The organism is Rothia similimucilaginosa, from assembly GCF_029850875.1.
Lineage (GTDB): Bacteria > Actinomycetota > Actinomycetes > Actinomycetales > Micrococcaceae > Rothia.
The window spans coordinates 301,670-316,851 of record NZ_JAOVAM010000001.1 but is presented as its reverse complement, the minus strand read 5'-3'; the positions used below and the strand labels follow the sequence as shown (position 1 = coordinate 316,851).

General features: G+C 60.3%; 10 protein-coding genes. 8 read left to right on the top strand and 2 right to left on the bottom strand.

The window, feature by feature from the left end:
- Window positions 1-354: 354 nt before the first annotated feature.
- Window positions 355-2,250 carry a dynamin family protein gene (locus QFX05_RS01200; RefSeq protein WP_279740221.1) on the top strand — a complete coding sequence of 632 codons (1,896 nt, stop codon included), beginning with the start codon at window positions 355-357 and terminating at the stop codon, window positions 2,248-2,250.
- 87 nt (window positions 2,251-2,337) lie between these two features.
- Window positions 2,338-4,224, top strand: a complete 1,887-nt coding sequence (locus tag QFX05_RS01195) for a GTPase (RefSeq protein ID WP_279740219.1) — start codon at window positions 2,338-2,340, stop codon at window positions 4,222-4,224.
- Window positions 4,225-4,337: 113 nt separating this feature from the next.
- Here the strand turns inward: QFX05_RS01195 and QFX05_RS01190 are convergent, their stop codons facing one another.
- Window positions 4,338-5,225: an IclR family transcriptional regulator gene (locus QFX05_RS01190; RefSeq protein WP_279740217.1), complete on the bottom strand. Its 888-nt coding sequence runs from the start codon at window positions 5,223-5,225 to the stop codon at window positions 4,338-4,340.
- 411 nt (window positions 5,226-5,636) lie between these two features.
- Here QFX05_RS01190 and leuC point away from each other — a divergent pair, with 411 nt between their 5' ends.
- Complete coding sequence (leuC, locus tag QFX05_RS01185) at window positions 5,637-7,079, top strand: 3-isopropylmalate dehydratase large subunit (protein WP_279740215.1); 1,443 nt, start codon at window positions 5,637-5,639, stop codon at window positions 7,077-7,079.
- 26 nt (window positions 7,080-7,105) lie between these two features.
- The gene (leuD, locus tag QFX05_RS01180) at window positions 7,106-7,699 is read left to right on the top strand and encodes a 3-isopropylmalate dehydratase small subunit (RefSeq protein ID WP_279740213.1); all 594 of its coding nucleotides are present in this window, start codon (window positions 7,106-7,108) and stop codon (window positions 7,697-7,699) included.
- Between the two features lie 189 nt (window positions 7,700-7,888).
- Here leuD and QFX05_RS01175 read toward each other — a convergent pair whose 3' ends face one another.
- Window positions 7,889-9,337, bottom strand: coding sequence for a transcriptional initiation protein Tat (locus QFX05_RS01175; protein ID WP_279740211.1), 1,449 nt, complete (start codon window positions 9,335-9,337; stop codon window positions 7,889-7,891).
- 686 nt (window positions 9,338-10,023) lie between these two features.
- On the opposite strand from QFX05_RS01175, the gene murA reads away from it, so the two are divergent.
- The 4 genes from murA to QFX05_RS01155 all read left to right on the top strand — a co-directional run bounded on the left by murA (window position 10,024) and on the right by QFX05_RS01155 (window position 14,880).
- Window positions 10,024-11,457 (top strand): UDP-N-acetylglucosamine 1-carboxyvinyltransferase, encoded by a 1,434-nt coding sequence (gene murA, locus QFX05_RS01170; RefSeq protein WP_279740210.1) that lies wholly within the window; start codon window positions 10,024-10,026, stop codon window positions 11,455-11,457.
- Entirely contained in the window at window positions 11,457-12,314 is an 858-nt protein-coding gene (locus tag QFX05_RS01165; RefSeq protein WP_279740209.1) for a lysophospholipid acyltransferase family protein, read from the top strand. The genes murA and QFX05_RS01165 overlap by 1 nt, the downstream gene beginning before the upstream one ends.
- A 102-nt stretch (window positions 12,315-12,416) precedes the next feature.
- Window positions 12,417-13,535 carry an NAD(P)H-dependent glycerol-3-phosphate dehydrogenase gene (locus QFX05_RS01160; protein ID WP_279740208.1) on the top strand — a complete coding sequence of 373 codons (1,119 nt, stop codon included), beginning with the start codon at window positions 12,417-12,419 and terminating at the stop codon, window positions 13,533-13,535.
- 226 nt (window positions 13,536-13,761) lie between these two features.
- Window positions 13,762-14,880: a D-alanine--D-alanine ligase family protein gene (locus tag QFX05_RS01155; RefSeq protein ID WP_279740207.1), complete on the top strand. Its 1,119-nt coding sequence runs from the start codon at window positions 13,762-13,764 to the stop codon at window positions 14,878-14,880.
- The last annotated feature ends 302 nt before the right edge of the window (window positions 14,881-15,182 follow it).

Below are 15,182 nucleotides of genomic sequence, written 5' to 3'. Positions count from 1 at the left end.
GCTACTCATGTGAGGTGTTGGCTGTGCACTCGGAGTATTCGTGGATGGTTCAGAGTTAGCCACAGGGGTGGTTATTCGTAGAAACCAGCCATCCAAAGCCGATACCGACAGGGGCTCTACCTGGCGAATGCTAGGGACTCTACGCTAGGAGTTTGACCGTACCTCCTGAGAACCTTGCGGTGCTGAGATGGGGGGGGGAGGCTCTACTACTGAATGAGAATGAGAATCTGCAGTGTTGCTGCACGCGCTTGCGGGCGCACTCAAAGCTGTACCAGATGTGAGAGTAAGAAGATGGCGGCGCGCCAACACCCAAACATGGCATGAAGCAGGTGCGCCCTATGGGACAATAGCGCTGTGACTACCACTGACTATGCGCAGCTCAAAGCAGCTCGCGAACTGCTCACTCGAATCCCCCTCCCACTCGACGTAGAAGCCAGCGAAACCCCTGGCGCGCCCTACACCGTCACCCACGACGGCACCGGCGAGCACGGCACCGCCACCGCGCGCACCCTGCTCGCCGCCATGGCACGCCAACTTGATGACTACATCCTGCCGCGTAGCGCCAGCGTCGACAACCCCCTCACCATCGTGGTCGGAGGCTCCACCGGTGCCGGCAAATCCACCCTCGTCAATACCCTGCTCGGCGAGCCGCTCACCCAGTCCGGTGCGATTCGACCCACCACCCGCCACCCCGTACTCCTGCACCGCGCAGAAGATGAGGAGGCTCTGTCACCCGAACGCTTCCTACCCACCCTGCCGCGCACCCGCACCTCCGGCATGAACGCAGGAGTGCAGGCACTACCCGGCCTCGACCCGAAGATTGCGCGCGCCCTCATTCCTATTACCACCTCGGCACTACCACAGGGCATCGCGCTTATTGACGCACCCGATATCGACTCCGTCTCCGAGGAAAACCGGACCCTCGCCAAGGAGCTACTCTCCGCCGCTGACCTGTGGCTCTTCGTCACCACCGCCAACCGCTACGCCGACGCCGTGCCCTGGGAACTACTCCACCAAGCAGCCGCACGCTCCATCGCTATTGTCGTGGTGCTCAACCGCGTGCCCGAAGGTGATGAAGAAGCCATCGAAAAAGACCTGCGACGCATGCTCGACGAGGCCGGAATCCACGCCGTACTGATTCACACCGTCACCGAACAGCCGCGCGATGAAAGCGGCATGCTCGCACCCGTCAGCCTTGCCCCGCTGACCCTGTGGATCCGCGAACTCGGCGCCGACGCGCCCGCCCGCGCCGCCATCGCCCGGCAGACCCTCGCCGGTGCCGTCGAAACCCTCGCCGGTAACCTGCAGGTGCTCGCCGCCGAACAGGCACGTCAGCAGGTGGCACACCAGTCGCTTGCCGCCATCGCAGCCGAAGAATACGAAGATGCGCTGACGACCATCGACGGTGCCCTCTCCGATGGCTCCTTGCTACGCGGCGAAGTACTCTCACGCTGGCACGACTTCGTGGGAACCGGCGACTTCTTCCGATCCCTCGACAGTACCATCGGTCGCCTGCGCGATCGCGTCGGCTCCGCCCTGCGCGGTCAGCCCGCCGCTGCCCAGAAGGTAGAAGACGCCCTCGAAAGTGGCATCCACGCCGTCGTGCTGGATGCAGCCGCCCGCGCCTCCGAAAACACCCGCACCCGCTGGCGTGCCAGCCGCGCCGGGCGCTCGCTAGTTGCGCGCCTGGATGTGCCACAGACTGTCTCTGCCGCGTCCAAACAGAATGCAGAAGCTAAGGGTGAGGTGCAGTCCGCCGACGACATCTTCTCCGCAGCCGTTGCCGAGCAGATTCGCCTTTGGCAGGGCTCCGTCCTCGAAATGATCCGCAAAGAAGGCGCCGACAAGCGCAAACGCGCCCGCTTCCTCTCCCTGGGTGTGAACGCCACCGCCGTGATACTCATGGTCGCCGCGTTCAGCCTCACAGGCGGCATTACCGGTATTGAAGCGGGTATTGCGGGCAGTAGCGGCGTGGTCGGCACCAAGCTGCTCGAGTCCATCTTTGGTGAAGACGCGGTGCGCCGCATGGCAACCCGCGCCCGCACCGACCTGCTCGAACGCATGGTGGATCTGCTCACCGAGCATGCTCAGCCCTTCACTGCTGTACTCGAAGAAACCGACCCGCAGGCTGAGGCTGAGGACATTCATCGTGCGGCCGAGCAGGTGCAGAAAATCGCCGCAGAAATGAGCGCGCAGAGCCAAGCTGCCCAGGCAAAGGATGTGCAGACCCCCTGGTCGGCTACAGCATAGTCGGGGTAGCGCGGTCAACCGCCTGTCACCAGATCATCTCCACCGCGCACCACCTCACCGCGCACCACAGACGAAGAAAAATACACTATGACTACCCCCGAGAAGAAACTCGAGAACAAAGCCGCTGAGCGCAACGCGGAGCGAGGCGCCACCTCTGTCGTGGCGTCCTCGCCCTTCGCGCGCTCCGTTGCATCCCTGAAGGATGCCATTAGCTACGGTGAAGGACGAGTCCCCGAAACCGTCCTGTTCGACGCCGCAGAAACCCTCGAACGCCTCAGCCAGCGCCGCGAACTCTCCACCGAACACACCGTCATCGGCTTCTTCGGTGCAACCGGTAGCGGCAAATCCACGCTATTTAACGCTATCGCCGGGCAGAATATCGCCCTCTCTGCCCCCACGCGCCCGACCACCTGCACCGTGCAGGCGGCAATCTGGGAGGCAGAAGGCAGCGAAGAACTGCTCGATTGGCTAGGCATTGACAAGCGCGTCTACCCGCAAACTCAGGCGCTCGCGGCCGAAGGAGACGTATCCGAGGGGAATGAAGCAGGCGGAAACAATAAAGCAGCCGGGGGAGCGGCGGCACCCAACGCCGTCACCGAACCGGCACCCGGACTCTTCAACCGCATACGCCGCGCAGCAGGCGGACGCGGCGAAATGCGTACCCGCACCGGCGGCCTCATTCTGCTGGACATGCCCGACTTTGACTCAGTCACCACCACGAACCGCGACCTCGCCGCCCGCATGATGCGCTATGTGGACGTACTCGTCTGGGTAGTCGACCCCCAAAAATACGCCGACGCCGTTATCCACCGCGACTTCATGGTGCCGCTTGCCGCCTCCGGCGCGCAAGCACTCTGCGTGCTCAACCAGGCAGACAAGCTTGCACCTGCCGAGGTGCCCGCCGTGCTCGCATCCTTCACCCGCCTGCTTCAGGCTGAGGGCACCGAAGCGCACCTGCTCGCCGCACCCATCGCCGTTTCCGCACGAACCGGTGAGGGCGTCGACGTGCTACGCGACCTGCTCGCGCAGGTAGCTGCCGCCAAGAGCCTATCCCTCCAACGAACCGACGCACAGCTGCACGCCACTGCATCCCAGCTGCGCACCTATGCCGGGGGAGAGGGAGCCGTGCTCGCCGGAGCCTACGCCCTCGAAGCGGAACAGAAGCTCGCGAAGGCGTGCTACACTTCCAGCCAGGCAGAGCAGGTTTTGCAGGCGGCAACCGCCTCCTACCGTCGCGCCGCAGGTCAGCACACCGGCTGGATCCTCACCCGCTGGATGAGCCGTCTGAAAGCTGACCCCCTGCGCCGCCTGCACTTGGGGCAGCAGGACGAAACGAAGAGCGCGTCTAAGGCGGAGAAATCCTCGGGTATGCTTGGCTCCGATAGTGAGAATGCACCCGAGCTGGTGGCATCCTCGCTACCCCCGCTGAGCGCCGCCCAGAAGGCAGGCATGGCGAACGCCGTGCGCCAATACAGCAATCAGATGGCGGACCGCGTCGAAGACCCGTGGAAGCGCAGTATGAAGGAAGCCGCTCTCTCCCGCGAGGTGGAGCTACCCGAACTGCTCGAACGGGACATGATGCGCATCGACTACGGTCTGGGCCGTACCCGCGCCCCCTGGGTCCTCTTCAACGCGCTGCAGTGGATCGCGCTACTGAGTGCCCTGGTAGGCGTCGGATGGCTGACCCTCATCTCCAGCATGGCGTACCTGCAGATTCAGCTACCGCCCGCCCCGACCCCCGAAGGCTCCCCGGTACCCCTGCCGACCCTGCTTCTGCTGCTGGGCATACTCCTTGGCATCGCTTCGGCGGGGGTGGGCAGATTGCTCACCGCCATGGGCTCACGCTACTACAGACGTAAGCTGCGAGGTCGCCTGCAGACCGGTGTTGAGAAGGCGGTGCAGTCCTGCGTGGTTGCCCCGGTGCAGCTGGAAGCTAAGCGCCTCAACTCCTACCGCAAGGCGCTGGATATTTAGCGGCGTATTATCTGAAAAACAGTATCAGGCTAAGAGCGCATAAAAGGATCCCTCCCCACCTCAAATCGAGGTGGAGAGGGATCCTTTTCATGAAAACTATCCAGAACAGAGCCTTAGCTTTCCTCAACATTCGATGCCGAGTGAGAAGCAGAAAGCTCACGCAAACCGTCAGTAATCGCCTGAGCAGCCTTGACGACCAGCTCGGGGTAGTTGCGGTTCGGCTGGCGGGTCATACGATCCACCGGACCTGAGATAGAGACTGCCGCAATCACCTTGCCACCGGGAGCACACACCGGAGCAGACACCGAGGCGGTACCGCGCTCACGCTCGCCCACGGACTGTGCCCAGCCGATGCGGCGTACAGCGGCGAGCATGGCGGCGCTGAAGTGTGCATCGCGCAGGCCTTCAACAATGCGGTTCTGGTCTTCCCAAGCCAGCAGTACCTGGGCGGCGGAGCCAGCCTGCATGGACAGCTGGGTGCCGACCGGAATAGATTCATGCATGCCGGAGGGGCGTGCCGCGGTCGCCGTGCAGACGCGCCAGTCACCCTGGCGGCGGTACAGCTGGGTGGATTCGTCAGCTGCGAGGCTGAGCTTCTGCAGAATCGGGTCTGCCACGGTGATGAGCTCGTCAGCAATGGTTGCGGATGCGAGTTCGGCCAGACGGGGTCCGAGCATGAAGCGTCCCTGCACGTCGCGGGCTACGAGGCGGTGGTGTGCCAACGCCACGGCGAGGCGGTGTGCGGTGGGGCGTGCCAGACCGGTTGCCTTGACGAGGTCGCCCAGAGATACGGGTCCTGCCTCGAGGCAATCAAGAATGAGGGTCGCTTTGTCGAGTACGCCAACGCCGGAGGAGCCGTGGGAGTTTACCTTTACCATCTGCTCGTCGGCGGCCATGTGTTCGTGCGGCTTGACGGGGTCGACAATCGGTGCGTTGTGGTGTGTGGATGCGTTGGGGTGACGCATTCCGTATGCGTTAAAACGTGAGGCGGAAAGAGTCATTCTTATATTCTATCTCAGAATATGAAAGATGCCCTGGACTTTGTGGACTCTTCCGGGCGCACAGCTGAAGATGGAATCACCCCCTACGGGATAAATTATGAATTTGTCATAATAAGTGTTTATGTGGGTTTATGGGTGAAAATGTGTGAAAGAGTCGCAGAAAAGTGCGTGCAACCCCGCAAAATCACTACGGAGCCATAGTGTAAACCCACAATAAATCACCCGCTATCTCGGGGTGATTCCGGTCTGTCTCACAGGCTAAGAATCCGTGAAAAAATACGCGACACGCCGCAGGGAAATACCGGTTTGAGGGTCCCATCGGGTACATAATCCGCCTCTCAATCCCCAAAACCGGCGGCACGCACCACCCCGAACGCATCCACCGTAGGAACGCATCAAGCAGGAGAAAGCATGACTAGCGAACAGAACGCAACCACCGCGGGCACCCGTCCGCGCACCCTGGCAGAAAAAGTCTGGGACGCACACGTCGTCGTCCCCGGTGAAAACGGCAAGCCCGACCTGCTCTACATCGACCTGCAGCTACTGCACGAAGTGACCTCGCCCCAGGCATTTGAAGGTCTGCGCATCGAGAACCGCCCCCTGCGCCGCCTCGACCTGACGATCGCCACCGAGGACCACAACACCCCCACCGACAACATCTTCGGCACCATTGCCGACCTGACCAGCCGCACCCAGATTGAGACCCTCCGCCGTAACGCTGCAGAGTTCGGCGTGCGCATCCACTCCCTCGGCGACGAGGAGCAGGGCATCGTGCATGTAGTCGGCCCCCAGCTGGGTCTGACTATGCCCGGCATGACCGTGGTCTGCGGCGACTCCCACACCTCCACCCACGGTGCGTTCGGCGCTCTCGCGTTCGGTATCGGCACCTCCGAGGTGGAGCACGTCATGGCAACCCAGACCCTGCCCCTGGCACGCTTCAAGACCATGGCAATCAATGTTGAAGGCACCCTCAAGCCCGGTGTGACCGCGAAGGACATCATCCTTGCTGTTATCGCCCAGATCGGCACCGGCGGTGGTCAGGGCTACGTGCTCGAATACCGTGGCTCCGCGATTCGCTCTCTCTCCATGGAGGGCCGTATGACCATGTGCAATATGTCCATTGAGGCGGGTGCCCGCGCCGGTATGGTCGCCCCCGATGAGACCACCTTCGAGTACGTCAAGGGCCGCCAGCACGCACCCAAGGGCGAAGAGTGGGACAAAGCAGTCGAGTACTGGAAGAGCCTGCCCACCGACGAAGGCGCCATCTTCGACAAGGAAATCTTCATTAACGCTGACGAGCTCGAACCCTTCGTCACCTGGGGCACCAACCCCGGTCAGGGTATTCCGCTGAGCCACGCCATTCCCTCCCCGGATGACTTCGAGGACGAGAACGATAAGGTCGCAGCAGAACGCGCCCTCGAATATATGGGCCTGGAGGCGGGCACCCCCATGAAGGAAATCCCTGTGGATGTCGTCTTCCTGGGCTCCTGCACCAACTCCCGCATCGAGGACCTGCGCGCCGCGGCGGACATCGTGCGTGGCCGCACCATCGCCGAGAACGTGCGCATGATGGTCGTGCCCGGCTCGCAGAAGGTCCGTGCACAGGCTGAAGCAGAAGGCCTGGACAAGATTTTCAAGGACTTCGGTGCCGACTGGCGTTTCGCTGGCTGCTCCATGTGCCTGGGTATGAACCCCGACCAGCTGGCACCCGGTGAGCGTTGCGCCTCCACCTCGAACCGTAACTTTGAGGGCCGCCAGGGCAAGGGTGGCCGCACCCACCTGGTCTCCCCGGTGGTTGCCGCCGCAACCGCTGTACGCGGTACCCTGTCCGCCCCGTCCGACGTCGTGGCCTAGCACGCCGCTATAGCTAAGGAGCCATTATGGAACCCATTATTAAGCACACCGGCATTGGCGTGCCGCTGCGTTCTTCGAATGTTGACACCGACCAGATCATTCCCGCCGTCTACCTCAAGCGAGTGACCAAGACTGGCTTCGACGATGCCCTTTTCGCTAACTGGCGTAAGGACCCCGAGTTCATCCTGAACCAGGAGCCCTACAAGCACGGTAGCGTGTTGGTGGCGGGCCCAGATTTCGGTACCGGTTCTTCCCGTGAGCACGCGGTGTGGGCGCTGAAAGACTACGGTTTCAAGGTCGTTATTTCCGCTCGTTTTGCCGATATTTTCCGTGGCAACTCCGGTAAGCAGGGCCTGGTTACCGCACAGGTTGCACAGGATGATATTGAGCTGATCTGGAAGGCACTGGAGTACGAGCCCGGCACCGAAATCACCGTTGACCTGGAGTCCAAGACCGTAACCGCGGGTGCGCTGGTTGTTCCCTTCGAGATTGACGACTACGTGCGTTGGCGCCTCATGGAGGGCCTGGACGATATTGGTCTGACCCTGCAGAACCTGGACGCTATTGAGGCGTACGAGGCGAAGCGCCCCTCCTGGATGCCCCGCACTCAGGAGCTCTAAGTAGAGAACTCTATATAGGGAATATCTACGCCGAGCGTTCTAAAACCTAGGGATATAAACCTCGAAGGCGGCGACTGAATCAGTCGCCGCCTTCGAGCTTTTCTGTACCTAAAACCCTTGGCACGCAGATAAAAGTGCCTCCCCGGAGCATCAGCTCCCGGAGAGGCGTATTTATTCAATGCCTAGAGATTAGGGACCCTCAGTGATGGGGGTTTCCAAGGTTGTATTCTCGGCGCACTTGTACAGTGCCGCCGAACCGGGGGAGCGCACACCTGCAGTCGGGTTCGCGTTCTGTGCGGTGGTAAGAGCGAAGTCAGAGACCACCTCGTAGTTAATGTAGCTGCCGCCCGCGCCGCCGCCACTGCTCAGGGAGCTGATTGAGTAGATGTTGCCTTCGCCCTCGAACTGTACCTGACGGCCGAAAACGCTCTCGTAGTATGCGCCGATAGTCCAGATGTTCAGACCTGCGCCGCCTCCACCATAGCCGGCGCCACCGCCGGATGCTACGGAAGTGAGGGAGAGCCTGCCGTGGGTGTGGGAGAGTAGAGCGCCTGAGCCACCCTTACCGCGGTAGGAGCCGGTAGCGTCCGCGCCACCGGTGCCCTTCTCGCCCTCATGTACGGAGTCACCCTCGTAGAAGTAGTAGCGCGGGAAGCTGTACGAATCGAACCAGGGGTCGGACATCGACTGAAGCTTTAGCTCATTGTTCTCGTTGAGGATGCCGGTCAGTGCCTCACCGAGGGTGCCGGGTGTGCCGGAGCGACCAGCGGTACCGCCGGTGACCACGAAACGCATATCGAAGGGTTTGTCCCCCTCTTCCAGAGGCTTAAATTCCTGGTAGGGGCTTGCCATGAGTATGCCGCCCTGACCGGTGTTATCGGTGCCCAAGTCACTGCCTGCGCTACCGCCTGCGGTAGTGGATGCGTCGCGGCGGTCCAATGCCACGCGCAGTGCCGGGTTCAGCTGATCCTTGGGCTGTACGTTGAAGACGTGCTGGTGGGTGGTGAGGGTGCCCAGCTGGGCACCGCCGCCCCCTGCACCCGCAACAGCCACGACGGTGACCACACCGTCACGGACCAGCTCGACAGCGGAGGATCCGCCGCCGGAAGCACCGTAGACGTAACCGCTACTGGTGCCCACTACCTGTGCGCTGCCGGTTGCGGTGCTGGAGCCGGTGGAGTCACCACCGGCTGCGTAGCCTTCGCCACCGTATGCGGGCTGCGCGCCGGCTGCGGAGCCGACACCGCCGTTACCCGCCCAGACGCGAAGGATATCGCCGGACTTGACCATCAGAACGCCGCTGAGCTGTGCGCCAGCACCGCCGCCAGCCAGGGACGGGTTCGTGACATTGGTCAGGTAGCTGGGGGTGAAGGAGGATGCGGCACCGCCGGCACCTCCCACGAGGTTGAATCGTACTCGTCCAACGCCTTCAGGAACGAGCCATTCGGTGTACGCACCAGCCTTGTCGTCGAAGCCGGTTGCGGTTGGCTTGAGGGTGAGGACGGGGGAGCATGTGGGCTCGCTACTTGCCGCCCATGCAGGGACGGCTGCACTGGCGAGGATAACGGGGGCACTCCATGCCGCACCCTGTACAAGGCGACGGCGTGAAATGGCAGACGCAGTGTTGTGATGTGTCATATTGGGTCCTCCAGCAGTTCGCGGATGCAGGCGCGAAGTGACCTGTGGTTGGTTGTGATGTGCCCATGGTTTTTAGTTGACTTTCGAATATTTAACGGTGAGGTTGAGATGAATTTTTGAAGTTGAAGTGAATCAGGAAGCCGAACCATTTTGGGTGGGCACTATCGCAAAGGTGTATGCGGTGAATGCACGCCCCGCGCTCTCCCGTGGGACTCTATACTGCGCGGTTGCAAAGGCGGTGCCGGCGCCGATGCCGCAGTGTAGAGCTGATTGGCTCCTCCTAGAGAGCGGAGGTGCCGTTCAGCGGGCACAAGTGTGCACGCTATTGTAGGGGTGAGGTTGCTCTCAAATTTAAATTCGGACGTTAAAAAGACGAAACTAACGTCAAATTTCCGCGAAGAACCCAAAAATGTTTGTATTATTGTGATTTTTTGTGTATTTTTTTGTTTTTCGGCACTGAATCTGAAGGTTCAGACCGGTTCTTCACATACATAGCAGAGCAAAATCCTCGTCGGCCCTGCCAAAGATTATTCATCGTTTGGAGCACCTATATACAGGGCTTAGAATAATGATGAATATGTGCGCCCGTTTCACCCTGCTACCGGCAGGGGCACGTATGAGAACGCGGCGCATTGGCACACTGTTAAAGTTCGGCCTAAACCAGCCGACTCCATAAAGGATTTTTAATGACTGAGAACATCAGCAAGCTTCGCATTGAAGGTGGCACTCCGCTCGTTGGTGAGGTCCACGTTCGAGGCGCCAAGAACCTGGTGCCCAAGGCGATGGTCGCAGCACTGCACGGTTCGACCCTCTCGACCCTGCGTAACGTCCCTGACCTGAGCGATGTCGAAATCGTTACCACCCTCGTGGAGCTGCACGGCGCAAAGGTTGATTACGACCGCGAAGCTGGTGTTCTGACCCTCAACCCCGCACAGGATGCAACCACCGCTGCAAAGAACGCGGAGGAGATTCAGCTCTTCGGCGGTAACTCCCGCATCCCGATTCTGATGGTGGGCCCGCTGCTGCACACCCTTGGTACCGCACGCATCCCCAACCTGGGTGGCTGCAAGATTGGCGACCGCCCCATCGACTACCATATGGCGGCTCTGCGCAAGTTCGGCGCAGTTGTTGAAAAGGATGATGAAACCGGTACCACTCTGATCGTTCCTGAAGAGGGCCTAAAGGGTGCAGAGATTGTACTGAACTATCCCTCCGTGGGTGCTACCGAGCAGGTTCTGCTCACCGGTGTGCGAGCTAAGGGTAAAACCGTCCTGCGCAACGCAGCGATTGAGCCTGAAATTATTGACCTGATCGCTGTTCTGCAGAAGATGGGTGCCATTATCTTCATCAATGAGGACCGCACCATCGTCATTGAGGGTGTGGACGAGCTGACCGGCTACGATCACACGTCCCTGCCCGACCGTAACGAGTCCGCTTCCTGGGCTTCTGCTGCACTGGCTACCGGCGGCGATATTTTTGTGCGCGGCGCAGATCAGAAGGATATGACCGCGTTCCTCAACCAGTTCCGCAAGATGGGCGGCCTGTATGAGGTGACCGCCGAGGGTATTCGCTTCACCCACCCGGCTCAGCGCACCCCCGGTGCTCAGCTGAAGCCCATTGTCTTTGAGACCAATGTGCACCCCGGCTTCATGACCGACTGGCAGCAGCCCCTTGTTGTGGCGCTGACCCAGGCTAAGGGTGCATCTATCGTGCACGAGACTGTGTACGAGGAACGTTTCGGCTTCACCAACGCCCTGAAGCAGATGGGCGCAGATATTGTCGTCATGCGTGACTGCGTGGGCGGCACGCCCTGCCGTTTCGAGGGTAAGGGGTACGGCCACTCCGCTATTATTTCTGGTCCCACCCCGCTGACCGGTGCCGACATAGAGGTTCCGGATCTGCGCGGCGGCTTCTCCCACATCATTGCTGCTCTGGCTGCTAAGGGTACCTCTCACGTGAGCGGTGTTGAGCTGATTGCTCGTGGCTACGAGAACTTTGAGGAGAAGCTCAAGGGCCTGGGCGCCAACTTTGAGGTGCTGACACGCAAGGTGTCGAAGGCTCCCAAGCCCGATGCTGCAATAGTCGTTGTTGAGCCCGAGGAAGTTGAGGTTCAGGACTAGTGAGCGGACAGCAGGGAAAGCAGGCTCTGTCTGAGATTGAGCCCACCGCCTATGGTGACGCTCTGTACAAGGTGCTCGGTAACGCTACGCGTGGGCTGTACAAGCTCATCGCGCATGTTGAGATTACCGGTCGTGAGAACCTGCCTAAGAGTGGCGGGTACATTATCGTGGCTAACCACACCACCGAGCTTGACCCGGTGACTGTGGCTTTCCCTGTTTTCGTTGAAGGTGCCCTGCCGCGCTTCTTGGCGAAGGATTCACTCTTCCGCGCTCCCGTGCTCGGCTACATTATGCGTAAGCTTGCGCATATTCCCGTGGTTCGCGGTTCGGTGGATGCGCGTAAGTCCCTGATTACTGCCCGCAAGATTGTTGAGGCTGGCGGTGCCGTTGTGATTTTCCCGGAGGGCACCACCACCCACGATCCGCAGCTGTGGCCCATGCAGGCGCGTACCGGTGCGGCTCGTCTGGCTCTTGCGACCGGCGCGCCCGTCTACCCGGTGGCGCATTGGGGCGACGAGCAGATTCTTGGTTACGTGGATGAGGACGGCGAGGATGGCCGCATCAAGGAGAAGCGTAAGATTTCGCTGTTCCCGCGCAAGACCGTCCAAGTGAAGGTTGGCAAGGCACTGGATATTGCCTCCCTCGTTGAGGACATCAGCCCCGATGCTAAGCACACCCGCACCGAACTGGGCGTGGTCACGGACGCCATGCTGGATGCTATTACCGCCGAGCTGGAGAAGATCCGCGGTGAGAAGGCTCCTGAGGGTCGTTGGAATCCGCGCGCTAAGCGTCGTGAAGCCTCCGGCACCCCCTCCGGTCCGGTCGGTGGCCCACTCGGCGAACCGGACGAAAAGTAGTATTCCCACTGGGAAACATATGAGAGTCACCGATAGGTGCCCGACCGGGTGCCTTCGGTGGCTCACCTAAGGACCTCACAAGGAAGAGAAGCTGGTGTTTTCGTGACCTTCTTTGGACGCACCCCCGCAGCAAGCCCTGAATTTACCCCTCCGGCAACCGTGCAGTCTATTGCGGTGTTGGGCGCCGGTAGCTGGGGCACCGCTTTCGCTAAGATTGCAGCGGATGCTGCCCGCGAGCGCGGCGATGACACTCGCGTGACTCTCATCGGTCGTGATGAGCAGGTGATGGCTGAGTGCGAGCGCACCCGCGAGAACGCTCGCTATTTTCCGGGAATGAAGCTGCCAGATAACATGCACTTCACTGCGGATGCCCCCGCCGCGCTGACCGGTGCCGATATGGTGGTTCTTGCTTTGCCTGCGCAGGTTCTGCGTTCGCAGTTGCAGAGCTTCGCCCGCTATATTGAGCCGAACGCCATGTTGGTGTCTTTGGCGAAGGGCCTGGAAACCGGTACGGGTCTGCGCATGTCGCAGGTCATTACTGAGGAGCTGGAAGAATCTATGGCTCTGCGTGGTGCTGATGTGCGCGCGATTGGTCATATTCCGCACCGCGTATGCGTGCTCTCGGGCCCGAACCTGGCGAAGGAAATCATGGGGGAGGAGCCTACCGCCTCCGTGGTTGCGGCTCGTACCCTGCCGGTAGCTGAGTCTGTTGCTCACGCAATTGCGTGCGCGTATTTCCGCCCGTACACCAACACGGATGTGGTGGGTACCGAAATTGGCGGCCTGGTGAAGAACGTGATTGCCCTTTGCGTGGGTATTTGCGAGGGCCGCAATTACGGTGATAACTCGAAGGCGTCCATTATGACTCGCGGTCTGGCGGAGATTACCCGCCTGGCGGTGGCCTTGGGTGGCGAGGCTGCGACGATGAGCGGTCTTGCCGGTATGGGCGACTTGATTGCGACCTGCTCTTCGCCGCTGTCTCGTAACCACACGGCGGGGCGCCTGCTGGCCCAGGGTATTACCCCTGACCGCCTGCATGAGCATATGATCCAGACCGCTGAGTCGATTAAGTCGGCGCCGGTGGTGGCTGAGTTGGCTCGTCGTCACAGTGTGGAGATGCCCATTGTTGAGGCTGTGGTGGCTGTGCTTTCGGGTCGTATTGGCATTGAGGAGTTGGCGCCTCAGCTGTTGGGTCGCCGCCTCAAGCATGAGAGCCACTAGGTTTTGAAGCTATCTGGTGTGCTGGTAACCCCTAATTAGTGATGTGTGCCAGGACATACTAGAAGAAGATTGAACGTAGACATCCGAGGACGGATACCGTTGCGGAAGACCTGTGCGTGAGAAACGCATCAGTGACCGCGACGGTATTCGTGCGTTAGGATTATTGACGCATTGCCGTTCCACCTTCCGGCTCTGAGGGTAGGGGAACATTGACTAGGAGAAATATATGACCGAGAAGAAGACCGTCGCCCTGCTGTGCGGTGGCCGCTCCTCCGAGCATCCCATTTCGCTCATTACCGCCGCTGGTGTGCTGAGCGCCATTGACCGCACTGCCTATGAGGTCATCACTATCGGCATTACCCGTGACGGCCGCTGGTATCTGACCGACGAGCAACAGCTCGCCGAGCTGACCGCTGGTACACGCGGTACCGCAGAGTTTCCCGAGGGTACCCAGCAGGTGTTCCTGCCGATGGGTGCCGGTGATTCGCGTTTGACCCTGGTGGATGCTGAGGGTAACGTTACCCGCACCGCACCGGTGGACGTTGTCTTCCCGCTACTGCACGGCCCATTTGGTGAGGACGGTACCGTGCAGGGCCTGCTGGAAATGGCTGACCTGCACTATGTGGGTTGCGGTGTGACCGCATCCGCTGTGGGTATGGATAAGCATTTCATGAAGGTTGCTTTCGAATCTGCTGGCCTGGAGGTCGGACCCTACGAGGTTGTCACTAACCGCCAGTGGGAGCACGAGGACCGCGAGCAGATTCTGGAGCGCGTGCTGAAGCTGGGCTTCCCCATGTTTGTGAAGCCGACTCGTGCTGGTTCTTCTTTCGGTATTACCAAGGTGGATTCGGTGGAGGAGCTTGTGCCGGCGATTGAAGAGGCTCGCTGCCACGATCCGAAGATTATTATTGAGGCCGGTATTGCGGGCCGTGAAATTGAGTGCGCTGTGCTTGATGGTCACCACGGCGAGATGCCTCGCGCATCCTACCCCGGTGAGATTGAGGTTGTGGACGAGGACCACGGCTTCTACGACTTTGAGGCGAAGTATGTTTCTGAGTCTTCTGCTGTGACCGTGTGCCCGGCGAACCTGCCGCAGGATGTGCAAGATCGTCTGCGTGAGCTGGCTGTGAAGGCGTTTTTGGCGCTGGATGGCGAGGGCCTGTCGCGTGCGGACTTCTTCTACACCGAGGATGGCCGCCTGATCATTAACGAGGTGAACACCATGCCCGGCTTCACCCCGATTTCGATGTACAAGACCATGTGGGAGAACACTGGTATTTCCTACACTAATTTGATTAGCGAGCTGCTGACCCTGGCGATGGAACGCCCCTTGGGTCTGCGCTAGTTTTAGAGAGTGCTTAAGCTTTGAGTGGGCTAAGTTCTTGAGCTGACGCTCAGCGTATGAATATTTAACGGTGGAGGAGTGTCCCTGCTGGAAGGCGCCTCGGTGCGGATTCTTGAGACTCTGCATCGGGGCGTTTCTTGCGCGGCTGATAAGTTAGTTGCCGGGGAAAACGGTGAATTGGTATGTATTTTCCGCATATATGCTGATGAGAATCGCTTGTTTTTCATTCATGAGCAAATCACTAATGTCTATCTTGGGGTACTCCAATGGGGGAGTGTAAGTTCTAAAGCGGCATTGATAGG

Excerpts from the sequence above, each read along its gene's own strand:
- QFX05_RS01195 (WP_279740219.1), top strand. The coding sequence starts at position 2,338 with ATGACTACCCCCGAGAAGAAACTCGAGAACAAAGCCGCTGAGCGCAAC.
- QFX05_RS01190 (WP_279740217.1), bottom strand. The coding sequence starts at position 5,225 with ATGACTCTTTCCGCCTCACGTTTTAACGCATACGGAATGCGTCACCCC.
- leuC (WP_279740215.1), top strand. The coding sequence starts at position 5,637 with ATGACTAGCGAACAGAACGCAACCACCGCGGGCACCCGTCCGCGCACC.
- leuD (WP_279740213.1), top strand. The coding sequence starts at position 7,106 with ATGGAACCCATTATTAAGCACACCGGCATTGGCGTGCCGCTGCGTTCT.
- QFX05_RS01175 (WP_279740211.1), bottom strand. The coding sequence starts at position 9,337 with ATGACACATCACAACACTGCGTCTGCCATTTCACGCCGTCGCCTTGTA.
- murA (WP_279740210.1), top strand. The coding sequence starts at position 10,024 with ATGACTGAGAACATCAGCAAGCTTCGCATTGAAGGTGGCACTCCGCTC.
- QFX05_RS01155 (WP_279740207.1), top strand. The coding sequence starts at position 13,762 with ATGACCGAGAAGAAGACCGTCGCCCTGCTGTGCGGTGGCCGCTCCTCC.